The 15,751-nt window shown below is 74.2% G+C and carries 8 protein-coding genes; 4 read left to right on the top strand and 4 right to left on the bottom strand.

Annotated elements, in window-relative coordinates; genetic code table 11:
• Window positions 1-95: 95 nt before the first annotated feature.
• Together dnaE and ACWGJO_RS37395 are read right to left on the bottom strand one after the other, a co-directional pair.
• On the bottom strand, window positions 96-3,659 hold the full coding sequence (dnaE, locus tag ACWGJO_RS37400; RefSeq protein WP_452190117.1) for a DNA polymerase III subunit alpha: 3,564 nt from the start codon (window positions 3,657-3,659) through the stop codon (window positions 96-98).
• Between the two features lie 332 nt (window positions 3,660-3,991).
• The gene (locus ACWGJO_RS37395) at window positions 3,992-5,119 is read right to left on the bottom strand and encodes an NADH:flavin oxidoreductase (protein WP_380549655.1); all 1,128 of its coding nucleotides are present in this window, start codon (window positions 5,117-5,119) and stop codon (window positions 3,992-3,994) included.
• Window positions 5,120-5,464: 345 nt separating this feature from the next.
• Here ACWGJO_RS37395 and ACWGJO_RS37390 point away from each other — a divergent pair, with 345 nt between their 5' ends.
• Complete coding sequence (locus ACWGJO_RS37390; protein ID WP_452190116.1) at window positions 5,465-7,129, top strand: alpha/beta hydrolase; 1,665 nt, start codon at window positions 5,465-5,467, stop codon at window positions 7,127-7,129.
• Between the two features lie 97 nt (window positions 7,130-7,226).
• On the opposite strand, the gene ACWGJO_RS37385 is transcribed toward ACWGJO_RS37390, so the two are convergent.
• Together ACWGJO_RS37385 and ACWGJO_RS37380 are read right to left on the bottom strand one after the other, a co-directional pair.
• Window positions 7,227-10,544 (bottom strand): AfsR/SARP family transcriptional regulator, encoded by a 3,318-nt coding sequence (locus ACWGJO_RS37385; protein WP_452190115.1) that lies wholly within the window; start codon window positions 10,542-10,544, stop codon window positions 7,227-7,229.
• A 133-nt stretch (window positions 10,545-10,677) separates the two neighbouring features.
• Window positions 10,678-11,592: a hypothetical protein gene (locus ACWGJO_RS37380; protein WP_452190114.1), complete on the bottom strand. Its 915-nt coding sequence runs from the start codon at window positions 11,590-11,592 to the stop codon at window positions 10,678-10,680.
• A 264-nt stretch (window positions 11,593-11,856) separates the two neighbouring features.
• On the opposite strand from ACWGJO_RS37380, the gene ACWGJO_RS37375 reads away from it, so the two are divergent.
• The 3 genes from ACWGJO_RS37375 (at window position 11,857) to ACWGJO_RS37365 (ending at window position 15,591) form a co-directional block, all read left to right on the top strand.
• Window positions 11,857-13,056 carry an FAD-dependent oxidoreductase gene (locus ACWGJO_RS37375; protein ID WP_452190113.1) on the top strand — a complete coding sequence of 400 codons (1,200 nt, stop codon included), beginning with the start codon at window positions 11,857-11,859 and terminating at the stop codon, window positions 13,054-13,056.
• A 235-nt stretch (window positions 13,057-13,291) separates the two neighbouring features.
• Complete coding sequence (locus ACWGJO_RS37370; RefSeq protein WP_452190112.1) at window positions 13,292-14,740, top strand: MBL fold metallo-hydrolase; 1,449 nt, start codon at window positions 13,292-13,294, stop codon at window positions 14,738-14,740.
• Window positions 14,737-15,591 (top strand): sulfite exporter TauE/SafE family protein, encoded by an 855-nt coding sequence (locus tag ACWGJO_RS37365; protein ID WP_452190111.1) that lies wholly within the window; start codon window positions 14,737-14,739, stop codon window positions 15,589-15,591. The genes ACWGJO_RS37370 and ACWGJO_RS37365 overlap by 4 nt, the downstream gene beginning before the upstream one ends.
• Window positions 15,592-15,751: the final 160 nt, after the last annotated feature.

The following is a 15,751-nucleotide window of genomic DNA, read 5'->3' as shown; positions in this document are numbered from 1 at the left end:
GTCGGTCGCCCCCGGGAGCGCTTACGGGCCCCGGTGTCCGGGCCGCCGGGGCGCGCCGGTTCCTTCCGCCCCGTTCGGGGGGGGCCCGGCGCCGGTCAGGACCGGACGGCTGCGCCCACCCAGGCGCGGTTGCCGAGGAGGGTCTTGACGTCCGAGGCGAGCCCGTTGTCCGGGTTCACCCGGTATCCGAGCTCGTAGAGGGTGTCCTTGTCCCAGTTGGTGGTGCGCAGCCGGACCGGGACGTCGCCGGGGTGGGCCTGGAGGGCGAGCTTGAGTTCGGCGACCACCTGGGGGTTGATCCGGGCGGCCGGGACGGTGATGTGCACCGGCGGCTTGGTGCCGAGCTCGGCGGAGGAGACGTCGAGGGTGGTGATCTCCTGGCCGAAGACGCTCAGGGACCCGTCGCGTTCGTTGAGCCGGCCGCGGATCGAGATGACGTTGTCCTCGATCATCTGCTCGGCCATCAGGTTGTAGGTCGCGGGGAAGAACAGCACCTCGACGGAGCCGTCGCGGTCGGCGAGGGTGATGATGGCCCACGCGTTGCCGGCCTTGTTGATCCGCCGGTCGACGCCGGTGATCAGGCCGGAGAGGCGCACCTCGCCCTCGGAGCGGCCGGAGCCGAGGAGTTCGGCGATCGAGGTGTCGCGGCTCTGGGAGAGGATGTGCTCGGCGCCGTCGAGCGGGTGGCTGGAGACGTAGAGGCCGAGCATCTCGCGTTCCAGGGCGAGGAGTTGGCGGCGGGGCCATTCGTTCTCGGTGAGCTGGAAGTCCAGTCCGATGCCGGGGCCGTCGTTGCCGGTGTCGAGGGCGCCGAAGAGGTCGTCCTGGCCGATGGCCTGTTGCTTCTTCAGCCCGGTGACGGCGTCGATCGCGCTCTCGTGCACGGTGCTGAGCGATAGCCGGGTGTGGCCGAGGGAGTCGAAGGCGCCCGCCTTGACGAGGGAGTCGACGGTGCGCTTGTTGCACACCACCAGTTCGACCTTGTCCAGGAAGTCGGCGAAGGAGGTGTACTTGCCCTGCTCGCCGCGGGTGCGCACCAGGGACTCGATCACGGGTACGCCGACGTTGCGCACGGCCTTGAGGCCGAACCGGACGTCGCTGCCGACGGCGGTGAAGTCGACCACGGACTCGTTGACGTCGGGGGAGAGGATCTTGATGCCCATCTGCCGGCACTCGGCCAGGTAGACCGCCATCTTGTCCTTGTCATCGGCGACCGAGGTGAGCAGCGCGGCCATGTACTCCGCGGGGTAGTTGGCCTTGAGGTAGGCGGTCTGGTAGGAGACCAGGCCGTACGCGGCGGAGTGCGATTTGTTGAACGCGTAGCCGGCGAACGGGACCAGGACGTCCCAGACCGCCTGGATGGCCTCGTCGGAGTAGCCGCGCTCCTTGCAGCCGGCGTGGAAGGGGACGAACTCCTTCTCCAGCACCTCCTTCTTCTTCTTGCCCATCGCGCGGCGGAGCAGGTCGGCCTGGCCGAGCGAGTAGCCGGCGAGCACCTGGGCGGCGCGCTGGACCTGCTCCTGGTAGACGATGAGGCCGTAGGTGGGGCCGAGGACGTCCTTCAGCGGCTCCTCCAGCTCGGGGTGGATCGGGATGATCTCCTGCTGGGCGTTCTTGCGGAGCGCGTAGTTGGTGTGGGAGTTCATGCCCATCGGGCCGGGCCGGTAGAGCGCGGAGACGGCGGAGATGTCGGCGAACTCGGTGGGCTTCATCAGCTTGAGCAGGGCGCGCATGGGGCCGCCGTCGAGCTGGAACACGCCGAGGGTGTCGCCGCGGGCCAGCAGCTGGTAGGTGGTGGGGTCGTCGATCGGGATCTTCTCGATGTCGACGTCCACGCCCCGGTTGGCCTTGACGATCTTGATGCAGTGATCGATGATGCCCAGGTTCCGAAGCCCCAGGAAGTCCATCTTGATCAGGCCCATGGCTTCGCACGACGGGTAGTCGAAGCCGGTGATGATCACGCCGTCCTTGTCCCGCATGTGCAGCGGGATGAGGTCGAGCAGCGGCGTCGAGGAGAGGATGACGGCGGCGGCGTGCACACCGGTGCCGCGGATCAGGCCCTCGATGCCCAGTCCGGTGTCGATGATCTTCTTGACGTCGGACTCGTTCTCGTACAGCGAGCGGATCTCGGTGCCCTCGTTGTACCGCGGGTGCTTCTCGTTGAAGAGGTCCGCCAGCGGGACGCCCTTGCCCATGACGTCCGGCGGCATCGCCTTGGTGATCCGGTCGCCCATCGCGAACGGGTAGCCGAGGATGCGGTTGGCGTCCTTGACGGCGGCCTTGGCCTTGATCGTGCCGAAGGTGTTGACCTGGGCGGTGTAGGCGGAGCCGTACTTCTCGGTGACGTAGCGCACCATCTGGTCGCGCTGGCGGTCGTCGAAGTCGATGTCGACGTCCGGGGGGTTGATGCGCTCGGGGTTCAGGAACCGCTCGAACAGCAGGTCGTGCTCCAGCGGGTCCAGCTCGGTGATCCGGGTCAGGTAGGAGACCATCGAGCCGGCTGCCGAGCCTCGGCCCGGGCCGACCGGGATGCCGTTGTCCCGGGCGTACTGGCAGATGTCGGCGACCACGAGGAAGTAGGCGTCGAAGCCCATCGGGGAGATGACGCCCATCTCCAGCTCGACCCGGTCCAGCACCTCCTGGCTCGGGTTGTCGCCGTAGCGGTGCTTGAGGCCGGCGGCGATCTTCTGGCGCAGGAACGAGGCCTGGGTCTCGCCCTCCGGCACGTCGAACTGCGGCATCCGGTCGACGTAGTTGAAGACCTCGTCGTACGACTCGACCCGCTCGGCGATCGCGAGCGTGTTGTCGCAGGCCTCCGGCAGTTCGCGGAAGAGCTCGCGCATCTCCTCGGCGGTCTTCACGTAGTAGCCGCTGCCGTTGAACTTGAACCGGTTCGGGTCGTCCTTGTTCTTGCCCACACCGACGCAGAGCAGGCTGTCGTGGGCGTCGGCCTGGTCGGCGGTCACGTAGTGCGAGTCGTTGGTGGCCAGCAGCGGGATGTCCAACTGCTTGGCCAGGCGCAGCAGGTCCTCGCGGACGTCCTTCTCGATGGACAGGTCGTGGTCCATCAGCTCCAGGAAGTAGTTCTCCTTCCCGAAGATGTCCTGGTAGGCGCCGGCCGCCTTCACGGCCTCCTCGTACTGCCCGAGCCGTAGCCGGGTCTGCACCTCGCCGGAGGGGCAGCCGGTGGTGGCGATGATGCCGGTCGCGTTGGCGGCGATCAGCTCGCGGTCCATCCGGGGCTTCATGTAGTAGCCCTCCATCGACGCGAGCGAGGAGAGCTTGAAGAGGTTCCGCAGACCGGTGGCGTTCTGTGCCCACATGGTCATGTGGGTGTAACGGCCGCCACCGGAGACGTCCTTGCCGCCCTCGCCGTCGGCGCCGGACGGGCGCTGGCCGCCCGGCGACCAGAACACCTGCTTCTTCAGGAAGCGGGAGGCCGGGGCGACGTACGCCTCGATGCCGATGATCGGCTTCACCCCGGTCTTCGCGGCGGAGTGGAAGAACTCGTAGGCGCCGAACATGTTGCCGTGGTCGCTCATCGCGATGGCGGGCATGCCCTGTCTCTCCGCCTCGGCGAAGAGCTTGCCGTTCTTCGCCGCCCCGTCCAGCATCGAGTACTCGGTGTGGACGTGCAGGTGCGCGAAGCTGTCGGACACGGCGCTGTGCTCCAGGAAGGGGTGTCGGTCGGGGAGCGTCCCACGCTAGCGGATCGGCGGCGGCGACGCGCATGGCCGGGGTCCTGTTGCCGGGACCTTGACACATCCTCCCCGGTTCCCCGACGGGCGGCGGCACGTCCGGGTAGGGTGGGGCCGTTTGCCCGGGGTCGCAGTGCGGGGGTCGCGCCGGACGCGTGCCGACGCGAGGGCCGGCCCGCCAACTCGGCTGCCGGGCAGCCGGGTTGTGGAGCAGTGCGGCCCGGGGTCGGGCCTAGCCCGGCCCGCCGGACCCGGCCGCACGCGCGGTGCGGCCGGACCCTCGGGCGCGGTGGTCAGCTCAGGGTGCGGATCGCGGCGGCGTCGTAGGGGCGCAGGTCGTCGAAGCGGCCGGAGAGAACCTTGGCGGCCCACTGCGGATCCTGGAGCAGGGCGCGGCCGACGGCGACCAGGTCGAACTCGTCGCGCTCCAGCCGGTCGAGCAGGTTGTCGATGCCACGGACCGGGGAGCCCTCGCCCGCGAACGCGCGGACGAAGTCGCCGTCGAGGCCGACCGAGCCGACGGTGATGGCGGGGCGGCCGGTGAGCTTCCTGGTCCAGCCGGCGAGGTTGAGGTCCGAGTCCTCGAACTCGGGGACCCAGTAGCGGCGGGTCGAGGCGTGGAAGGCGTCGACGCCGGCCGCGGCGAGCGGGGCGAGGATCGCCTCCAGCTCCTGGGGGGTCTCGGCGAGGCGGGCCTCGTAGTTCTCCGACTTCCACTGCGAGTAGCGGAAGATCACCGGGAACTCCGGGGAGACGGCCTCGCGCACCGCGGCGACGAGCTCGGCCGTGAACGCCGTCCGGGCGACCGCGTCGCCCCCGTAGGCGTCGGTGCGGCGGTTGGTGCCCGCCCACAGGAACTGGTCGAGCAGGTAGCCGTGCGCGCCGTGCAGTTCCACGCCGTCGAAGCCGATCCGCTCGGCGGCCGCGGCGGCCTCGGCGAACGCGCCGATGACGGCGTCCAGGTCGGCCCGGGTCATCGCCCGCCCGGTTCCCTCGGTCCCGTCCAGCCGGATCCCGGACGGGCCGACGGCGGGGGCGTCGGCGAACGGCGGGTCGCCCTGCTTGCGCACCATGCCGATGTGCCAGAGCTGCGGCACGATGGTGCCGCCCGCCGCGTGGACGTCCTCGGCGACGCGGGCCCACCCGGCCAGCTGCTCCTCGCCGTGGAAGCGCGGGATGTCGTCGCTCTGGCCGGCCGACTCGTGGCCGACGTACGTGCCCTCGGTGACGATCAGGCCCACGCCCGCGGCGGCGCGGCGGGCGTAGTACGAGCGCACGTCCTCACCGGGTACGCCGCCGGGGGAGAACCTGCGCGTCATCGGCGCCATCGCGATGCGGTTGGGCACGGTCAGCCCGTTGATCGTGACGGGCCGGGACAGGATCCCGGCCGCGCGGGAGGCCGGGTTCTCGGTGACGGTCATGGGATTCCTCGCGGTAGCGGCAGCGATGGCGTGCGCCGGGGCGGAAGCGGTCGCCCGTGCCAACCACCCAGGCGGCCCCCGCATTTCGCCGACCCCGCCCGACCCGCTGTGATCCGCGCCACTGCGCGCCGCCCGCGGCGGGGCCGCGCCCCCTCGGGGCCGGGGCGCGGCCGCCCGCCGGCCGTGCCCCCCCGCGACGGGTGAGCCGCAGGCCTGCCGGCCGGGGAGGCTGCCAGCGGTCTGCCAGGGGTCTGCCAGCGAGGTGCGGAACGGTGGGACGTGTCGGGAGGAGCGCCGCGACCGAGAAGCGCGCGACTGCCCGGCCACGGACGAAAGGACTCCCGTATGACTCGCACATCCCGTCCCACCGGCCCCGTCGAGGGCCGCCGCCGGCCGAGGGCGTCCCGCACGGCGGGGCACCGCGCGGCGACCGCCTGGCGTCTGGGCGCGGGCGCGGTGGCCGCCGCCCTGCTGGCCGCGACGGCCCCCGCGTCCGCTTCCGCCGCCGCCCTGCTGGCCGCGACGGCCCCCGCGTCCGCTTCCGCCGCCGCGGACACCGCCCCGGTGCCGCGGCTCGACTGGGCGAGCTGCGGGGACGGCTTCGAGTGCGCGAGCGCCCGCGTCCCGCTCGACCACCACGACCCGCGCGGGGCGGGCCTGGAGCTCTCCGTCGTCCGGCACCCGGCGAGCGACCCCGCCCACCGGATCGGCTCGCTGTTCTATAACCCCGGCGGCCCGGCCGTGCCCGGCACCGCGGCCCTGCCCGCGATGCTCGGCCTCTTCCCCGAGGAGGTCCGCGCGCGCTTCGACATCATCGGCTTCGACCCGCGGGGCACCGGCGGCAGCGCCGGCGTCCAGTGCTTCGAGAACCCGGCGGACGAGCAGGCCCTGCTGGCCGGCACCGCGGCCGGCTACCCCGAGGGCGCCGTCCAGCAGCGGGCGTGGACCGACGCCTACCGGAGCCTCGGGCGACAGTGCGGGGCCCGTGACGCCGCCCTGCTGTCCCACGTCTCCACCGCGAACGTCGCCCGGGACATGGACCTGCTGCGCCGCGCGGTCGGCGACCGGCAGCTCAGCTACCTGGGCACCTCGTACGGCAGCTACCTGGGTGCCACCTACGCCAACCTGTTCCCCGGCCGGGTCCGCGCCATGGTCCTGGACAGCGCCATGGACCCGGTGGCCTGGTCCACCGGCCGGAACGGGCAGGCCGCGGCCGAAGGCACCCTCCTGCGCAACGGCAACGACCTGGCCGCCGGCCGGATCCTCGACGCCTTCCTGGACCGCTGCGGTCAGGTCGGCCCGCAGGCGTGCGCCTTCTCCAGCGGGACGGCCACCGCCACGCGTGCCCGGTTCGCCGAGCTGCTCCAGCGGCTGCGGACCCGGCCGGTCGCCGTCTCCGGCACGACCTTCACCGCCGGTTCGGCCCTGGAGAGGACGGTCCTCTCGCTCTACGCGGCGAACCCCGTCCCCGGCCTGCCCGGCACGGGCTGGTCCCGGCTCGGGGACACGCTCCAGGCCCTGTGGACCGCCACCGAGGCACCCGCCGCGCCGCTGCCGCCCGTCTCCCACACGTCCCCCGACCAGGTGCTCGCGGTGATGTGCTCGGACAGCGCCAACCCGCCGGCCGGTGCCGACTACCCGGCCCAGGCGGCATCCGCCCGCTCCCGTTCCGGCGAGGTCGGCCCGTACTTCGCCTGGGCCGCGGAGCGCTGCGCCGACTGGCCCGTCCGGGACCGCGACCGCTACGACGGCCCGTGGAACCACCGGACCGCCCGGCCGATCCTGGTCGTCGCCAACACCGGGGACCCGGGCATGCCGTACGAGGGGTCCCGCGCCATGGCCCGGTCGCTCGCCCGCGCCGAACTGCTGACCGTCGACGGCTACGGCCACACGGTCCTGGCCAACCCCAGCGGCTGCGCGGCCGGGTACGAGACGCGCTACCTGATCGACGGGGTGCTCCCGGCGCGCGGGACGGTCTGCGCAGCCGACCGGCAGCCCTTCGCGGGCTGAGCCGACCGGTCCGCACGGCCCCGGCAGAGGGGCCGTGCGGGCCTGTCCGCCGTGCGGGCCGTCGGACGTTCCCTCGTAGACCGTCCCGGCGGAACCGTCAGCCTGCCTCCCGGGCCAGCGACTCCGGTCGCGACAGCGCCCGGCCGCGCTCCCAGGCGCTGCGGAAGCCGTCCTCACCGAGCGCCTCGGCGCAGCCGTCCAGGACGGCGCGCAGCTCCGGGTCGCCCGCGTCATGGGCCCCGCGCAGCGCGTACGCCGCGCCCAGTGCGGCCGCGCCCCGGGCCGGCTCGCCCCGGGCCAGGCAGTACTCGGCGAAGCCCTCCAGCACGTCGGCGCGGACCGGCCGGTCACCGCTGTCCGCGGCCAGCTCCAGCGCCCGGCGGTGCAGCGGGCCGGCCTGCTCGGGCATGCGCAGGCGAAGCCGGATGCGGCCCAGGCTGGTGTGCAGCAGGGCGAGCAGGTGCCGCCGGGTGGGAGCCGTGGCGTCGGCCGGGGAGAGGCGCTCCAGCCTCCGTACCGTCTCCTGCTGGTCGCGCAGCGCCGCCGTCAAGTCGCCGGTCCTTCTGGCGAGTTCACCGAGCGCGTAGCGGGACGCGGCCTGGAGGTGCGGGTCCCGCGCCCGTACCGCGGCGGCCAGCGCGCGTTCCAGGTCGGCCCGGGCCGCGTCCGGCTCGCCGTTCCGGGTCCGCAGCCGGCCGGACAGCAGCAGCGGCAGCGGGGCATCGCCGGCGCCGCCCATCCGGGCGTCGCAGTCGCGGGCCTGGAGGAGGGCGGTCAGCGCCTCGTCGGCCGCGCCGGTGACGGACAGCAGCGCGGCCAGCGTGACCAGGGCCATCGCCAGGCCCCAGCGGTCACCGAGCGCCCGGAAGCCGTCCACCGCGGTCCGCAGACCGTGTTCGGCCTCCGCGATCCGGCCGGCGCCCAGCTCGATGCGGCCGAGCGCCAGATGGGCGCCGGCCCGGACCCAGGCGTCGGGATGCCCGAGGAACCGCTCCGCCGCCGCGCTCGTGGCCCCGGGCGGCCCGCCCAGGGCCAGCAGGAGCGCTGCCCCGAGCGCGACCGGGTGGTCGGCCTCCAGCGCCGTGACCAACGCCTGCCCCATCGCCTCGGCCGGGACCGCCGTCCCGTCCGGATCCCGCAGTGGCGCGGTGAGCCCGGAGAGGATCACGCACAGCGCGTGCGCCTGCTTCAGGCCGGGCGGCGGGGTGTGGCCGTGAGCCGCGAGGACGGCCGTCGTCCACTCACCGGCCTCGTGTCCCTGACCGCGCATCAGCCACGGCCAGACCCGGGCGGCCGCCAACCGCAGCGCGTGCTCCGGCGGGCCGACGGCGACCGCCCGGCGCAGCGCCGTGTCCAGGTTGAGGTGCTCGGCGTCCAGCCGGGCCAGCCGGTTCAGCTGGTCGTCCGTGCGCAACCGGGGTTCGGCGGTCTCGGCGAGGGCGAGGTAGCGGCCCAGGTGCTCGGCGCCGGTCCGGTCCGCCTCCCCGGCCGCGACGAGCTGTTCGGCGGCGTACTCGCGAACGGTCTCCAGCAGCCGGAACCGCAGCGGCCCGCCGCCCCGTCCGGTGGTCACCACCAGGGATTTCTCGACCAGGGACGCCAGCAGGTCCTCCACGGCCACAACGTCCGGTGCCGGACCGCCCGGCCAACGGCCGGAGCAGACCCGGTGGGCGTCGGACAGGAGCGCCCCGCCGGCGAACACCGACAGCCGCCGCAGCAGGACGCGTTCGTCCTCGTCGAGCAGGTCCCAGCTCCAGCCGATGACGGCGCGCAGCGTGCGATGCCGGCCGGGGGCGCTGCGGGGGCCACGGTCCAGCAGCCGGAGCCGGTCGTGCAGCCGCGCCGCGAGGTGCCCGGGGCCGAGGGAACGCAGTCGTGCCGCCGCCAGCTCCAGGGCGAGCGGGAGGCCGTCCAGTTCCCGGCAGATCCGGACGACGGGTTCGACGGTGTTCCGGTCGAGGGTGAAGTCAGGGGCCGCCGCGGCGGCCCGTTCGGCGAACAGGGCGACGGCGGGGTGGGCGAGCGCCTCCTGCGCGGTGGTGGCCGGCGGGGGTACGGCGAGCGGGGGGACCGGCCAGAGGGTCTCGCCGGTCAGCCCGAGCGGTTCCCGGCTGGTGGCCAGCACGGTGAGGCCCGGCACGGCCGTCAGCAGTCGGTGGGCCAGCCGGGCCGCGGCCTCGGCCACGTGTTCGCAGTTGTCCAGGACGAGCAGGGTCTCGCGGCCCTCCAACGCGCGGACGATGCGGTCGACCGGATCGCCGGCCGGGGTGCCTGCGGGCAGTCCGTCCGCCGGCACTCCGGAGTCCTGCGGCGGACGGACCGCCGTCAGGACGGCCCGGGCCACCGCGTCGGGGGTGCTGACATCGGGGGCGTTGACGTCGGGGGCGCTGACGTGGGGGGCGCTGACGTGGGGGGCGCTGACATCGGCCAGTTCCGCCAGCCGTACGTCGGTTCCGACAGGAGCGGCGGCCGCGGCCGCGACCGCCAGCCGGGTCTTGCCGACGCCGCCCGGCCCGGTGAGCGTCACCAGGCGCGACCGGCCGAGCCGGTCCCGGACCGCCGTCACCGCGTCGTCGCGGCCGACCAGGCCGGTCAGCCAGGTGGGCAGTGCGGCGCGTCCGGCCGGGCTGCCGACGGGCGCGGGGGCAGGTCCCGACCTCGGCGGCTCGGTGCCGGACAGCACCCGCAGGTGGACGTCCCGCAGTTCGGCGGACGGGTCGGCGCCCAGTTCCCCGGCCAGCGCCCGCCGGGTGCGCTCGAACACCTCCAGCGCCGCGGCCTGCTGCCCGTTCGTCTCCAGCGCGCGCATCAGACGGGCCGCGGCCCGCTCGCGCAGCGGGTTGGCCGCGCAGAGTTCGGTGAGCTCCGCGACCAGCCCCGGTACCCGGTCGGCCGCGCCGAGCGCGAGGACCGCGTCCGCGTGGTCCTCGGCCGCCGACAGCCGCAGTTCGGTCAGCCGGGCCGCCGGCGCGGCGGCGAATCCGGCGCCCTCGGCGTCCGTGAACGGCGCCCCGCGCCACAGCTTCACCGCCTCGCCCAGCACGGTGGCCGCCTCGGCGAACCCGCCCGCTGCCAGCGCCGCCCGCCCGGCCGTCACGCGCTGCTCGAAGTCCCAGGCGTCCACGCTCGCCCGGGGCAGGTCGAGCAGGTACCCGGCGGGATGCGAGCCGATCACCGTCCGGTCCGTCCCCAGCGCCCGGCGGAGCCGGGAGACCAGGGACTGCACGGCGCCGGCGGGCTCGTCCGGTGGCGTGTCCCCCCAGAGGTCGTCGACCAGCCGCTCGCGGGTGACCACCCGCCCGGGGTCGAGGGCCAGTCGGACCAGCAGCAGCCGCAGCCGCGCCCCGCCGACCTCGACGGTGCACCCGTCCGCTCCTCGTACGACCTGGAGAGGCCCCAGAACCTTGATCCGCATGCCGCCCGTCCTCGCTCGGCCCCGCCCGACAAACAAGATCATTATCCTGGGTCCGGGGGCAGGTCGGGTCCGGGGGCGCGTTCGGGCGGGGGCCGACCGGGGGCCGCCGGCGAGCCGTGCGGGCGCCGCCCGGCTACGGGCGGAAGCGGGGCTGGCCGAGGACGTAGCTGCGCAGGTCGATGTCCTCGGGCAGGGCGGGTACGGTGCCGGGAAGGGCGACGGCGCCGACCGCGACGACGAACGTCCTGGTCACGGCGTCGCTCCCCTTCTTGGTCCGCGGGGCCTGGAAGAGCAGGTAGCGGGCCAGCAGGTAGTCCTCGGTGGTGAGGCGGGGGCGGGCCAGGAGGTCCAGGGCGGCGGCGTGCAGGACGGCGCCGTCCCGGGGCGCGGGGGTGGCGGTGTAGATCGGCGTGCCGCCGCTCTCGATCCAGGAGGTGTCCAGGCCCCGGGCCGCGTACCGGGCGACGAGTTCGGCGTCGGTGCGGCGGGCGGCGTCGCCCCGCAGGAGGCGGTTGCCGGCGATCCGCCGTCCGTCCGGCAGGAGCACCCGGTTCTGGAGGATGTCGCCCGTGACGCTTTCGGCGGCGAAGCGCTGCTCGGCGAGACGGCCGTAGCGGAGCATGGCTTCCCAGGCCGGGGTCGCGCGGCCGCCGGTGTAGGTGCGGGTGGTCCGGTCCCATCGAGCGCCCTCGCGCAGACGGCCGACCTCGCCGAGGCGGTCGTAGTTGGTGTCGCCCTCCCGGATCGGGGTGCGGAAGCGCTCCGGGTTGAAGGCGGTGCCGGCGATGCCGGGAGGCGGGCCCATCGTGACGGCGAGGCGGTAGCGCCAGTCGACCAGCCGCGCGTGGACGGTGGCCAGCGCGGCGGCCCGGGCGGGCCGGTCCGCGGCGGTCTCCCACATCCGGGCCAGCCGGCCGGCCGCTTCGGTGGCGGCCTCCGCCTGCTCGGTGGCGAAGGCGCGGGCCGTGGCCTGTCCGGCGGGGTCGGCGAAGCGCAGGGCGAGCGGGCTGGTGGGGAAGTCGCCGGGGGTGATCCGTGCGGTGGGCACGGCTCTCTCCTGGACACTCCGCTTGTCACCCGGCAACGACGACCTCCAAGTCGGGCCCGACCATGGCCCGTTCATCGTGTCATCACGCCCTGCCTGGTGTCGGGGAATCCGCGCAAGTCCCGTTCGGCACATCGGCCGGACGCCGCCCGTGGAGGTCGATCAGGGCGGCGCCGTGCCCCGGAGGCAAATGTACGGACAATGGCTTGCGGCCCGTGGCGGGTCCGACCTAGCTTAATGTCCGTACATTTCGCCAGGGAGGTCCACTTGATAACCAGGCATCACCGGATCGTGATCATCGGCGGCGGGACCGCGGGGATATCGGTAGCGGCCCGGCTGCGCCGCGCCGGCCAGCGGGACGTCGCGGTGCTCGATCCGAGCGGTCATCACTACTACCAGCCGCTGTGGACGCTGGTCGGCGGAGGCCGGGCGCCGCTGGCGGAGAGCATCCGGCCCCAGGCGTCCGTCATGCCGAAGGGCGTGCAGTGGATACGCCGCGCCGCGGTCGCCGTCGACCCCGAGGCCCGGGAGGTGACGCTGGACGACGGCGGCACGGTCTCCTACGACCACCTCGTGGTCTGCCCCGGCATCCAGCTGGACTGGGACCGGATACCGGGCCTGGAGGCCGGGCTCGGCCAGGACGGACTGTCCAGCAACTACCTGCCGCAGCACGCCCCCGCGACCTGGCGCTTCATTCGCGGGACCCGCTCCGGCAGCGCGGTGTTCAGCATGCCCGCGGGAGCCATCAAGTGCGGCGGCGCCCCGCAGAAGATCGCCTACCTGGCAGCCGACCACTGGCGCGGGGAAGGCGTGCTCGGCAGGATCGACGTCCACCTGGTGATCCCCGGTACCGCCATCTTCGGCGTCCCCGAGTTCGCCCGCGTCCTCGAAGGCGTGGTGCGCCGGTACGGAATCAAGGTCCACTACGGGAGCGAGGTCACCGAGGTGCGCCCGGAGGCCCGCGAGGTCGTCGTCACCGATCTGGGGACCGGGGGCAGGACGACCCTGCCGTACGACGTCGCCCACCTGGTGCCGCCGCAGAGCGCCCCGGACTGGATCAAGCGCGGCCCGCTCGCCGGTGCCGACGACCCGGCCGGCTACGTCGAGATCGACAAGCACACCATGCGGCACGTCCGTTACCCCAACGTGTGGGCGCTCGGCGACGCCGGATCCTCCCCGAACTCCAAGACCGGCGCCGCGGTGCGCAAGCAGGCCCCGGTGCTCGTCGAGAACCTCCTCGCCACCCTCGACGGCCGGGAGCCCGGGGCCGCGTACGACGGCTACGCCTCCTGCCCGCTGACCACCGCCCGCAACAAGATGCTGCTCGCCGAGTTCGACTACAGCGGGCGGCCCGCCCCGTCGATCCCGGTGATCGACACCGTCCGCGAGCGCACCGACATGTGGTACCTCAAGCGGCGCGGGCTGCCCTTCCTCTACTGGAACCTCATGCTCCGCGGGCTTGCCTGACCCCCGCCGTCACGCACCCCAGGGCGCCCGCGCGCCCCGGATCTCCCGTACGGCCCACCACTCGGGCCTCCCGCCGGCGCGGCCCTCCGCGCGCCCACGGCGTGCCGCCGGGCGACATCCCGCCCGCACCCGCACCCGCCCGCACTCACGCCCGTCCGTACCCGTACCCGCCCGTACCCACGCCCCGCCCTCAAGGCCGCGGGGCGCAACCACCCTCCACCCTCAGGAGCCCCGGATGACGACGCCCGCCGGACCACTGGTCTTCGTGCAGTTCTACCTCGACTGTCTCTCCCATGCCTCGTACCTCGTCGGTGACCGCACCACCGGCCGGGCCGTCGTGGTCGACCCCCAGCGCGACGTCCGCGAGTACCTCACCACCGCCGAACAGTACGGACTGACCATCGAGCGGGTCATCGAGACCCACATCCACGCGGACTTCCTCTCCGGCCACCTGGAACTCGCCGAGCGCACCGGCGCGCGCATCTCCTACGGCTCCGCCGCCGTGCTGGGCTTCGACACCGACCCCCTGGGCGACGGCGAGCGGCTCGGCCTCGGCGAGGTCGACCTGGAGATCCTGCACACCCCGGGCCACACCCCCGAGTCGATCTGCGTCGTCGTGCGCGAACACGCCGGTGACGCCGTCCCGTTCGGTGTGCTCACCGGCGACACGCTGTTCATCGGCGACGTCGGCCGCCCCGACCTGCTCAGTTCGCGCGGCCGGTCCGCCGAGGAGATGGCCCGCCTGCTGTACCGCTCCACCCGGGCCCTGCTGACCCTCCCCGACGACACGCGCGTCCACCCGGCGCACGGCGCCGGCTCGGCCTGCGGCAAGAACCTCTCCACCGCGCTGAGCTGCACGATCGGCAACCAGCGCCGCGGCAACTACGCCCTGGCCGACATGACCGAGGACGAGTTCGTCGCGGTGGTGACCGCCGGCCAGCCCGCCGCGCCCGCCTACTTCGCGTTCACCTCGGTGCGCAACCGCCAGGCCCGTCCGGTCCTGGACGAGGACACCCCCGTCCCGCCGCTCACCCTGGAGGCGTTCCTCCAGGCCCGGGCGGGCGGCGCCACCGTGCTGGACACCAGGGATCCGGAGGCGTTCGCCGCCGCCCACCTGCACGGCGCGGTCAACATCCCCCTCGGCGGCCGGTTCGCCGAACTCGCCGGCCAGGTGCTCGAGGCCCAGGACGCCGTCATCCTGTGCGGCGACCCGGACACGGCGACCGAGGCCCGGACCCGCCTGGCCCGGATCGGCTTCGACCGCGTCCTGGGCGCCCTGGGCACCGCCGTCGAGGCGATCGATACCGCGCACCTGACCTCGGTCGCGCGCGTGGACGCCGACGACCTCGCCCGCGCCCTCGCCGGCTCCCTCGCCGGCCAACTCGCCGAGGGTGAAGCCGACTTCACGCTGTTGGACGTACGCGGCCCGGGCGAGACACAGGACAAGGGCACCCTCCCCGGTGCCCGGCTCCTCCCGCTGCCCGAACTGCTCGCCCGCCTGGGCGAACTGCCGACCGATCGGCCGCTGACCGTCATCTGCGCGGGCGGCAACCGCTCCTCGGTGGCCGCGTCCGTGCTGCGCGCCCGCGGCTTCGAGGCCGTCGACCTGCGCGGCGGCTTCGCCGCCTGGCACGGCGAGGTCGTGCGCCCCGCCGACCGGGCCGCGGACGGCGTCACGGCGTGAGCGTCCTGATCACCGCTCTGCTCTGTGGAGCCGTGGTCGGCGTGGCCCTCGGCGCGCTGGGCGGCGGCGGGGGAGTGCTCGCGGTCCCGGCCCTGGTGTACCTGCTGGGCCTGTCGCCCTCCGACGCCGGGACCACCAGCCTGGTCATCGTCACCGCCACCTCCGTCACCGCACTGACCCGCCACGCCGGCACCGGCGCCGTCCAGTGGCGCACCGGCGCACTGTTCGCCGCGGCCGGGGTGCTCCCCGCCATCGGGGCGTCCATGCTCGCCCACCGCATCCCGCAGCCGGTGCTGACCTCCGCGTTCGCCGTCCTGGCCGCGCTGGCCGCCGCGGTGATGCTGCGCGGCGCCCGAAGCGGCACCCGAACCGCGCGGCACGTGCCGGCCGGGGAGGCCGCGGAAGGCGGGGAGGCAGGGGAAGGCGGGGAGGTCGGGGACGGCGGCGGTGCCGTCGCTCCGTCCGCGACACCGGCCGGCCGGGACGGCCACCTGGGCACGGTCGCGGCCGGCGCGGGCCTCGGGGCGGTGACCGGCCTGCTGGGAGTCGGCGGCGGCTTCCTCGCGGTGCCCGCGCTGGTGTCGGTGCTCCGGCTGCCGATGCGCAAGGCCGTCGGTACCAGCCTGGTCGTCATCGTCGTCAACTCGATGGTCTCCCTCGGAACCCGCCTGACGGTCACGGACATCTCCGTCGACCCGGCGGTCTTCGGGCCGTTCGTGGGCGCCGCCGTCCTCGGCGCCTGGGACGGCAAACGGCTTGCGGCCAAGCTCTCCGGCGCGGCACTGCAGCGGGCCTTCGCCGTCCTCCTGCTCGCGGTGGCCGCCTTCATGCTGATCGGCGCCCTCGCCTGACGGCTTCGGTGTGAGCGCGGCGACCGCTGCCCGGACACCTCGGGTCCGGGCGGCGGTCGCCCTCCCCGGGGCGCCACCCGGCCATGCCCCGCAGGCACCCAGTTTGTGCTGTCCCCCCGAACGTACGTACAGTCCCCTCGAGTCCCGCACCACCCCCCCC

This window comes from Kitasatospora sp. NPDC054795 (genome assembly GCF_053611565.1).
The sequence above is the reverse complement of the archived record's forward strand: the minus strand, read 5'-3'. Positions and strand labels throughout refer to the sequence as shown.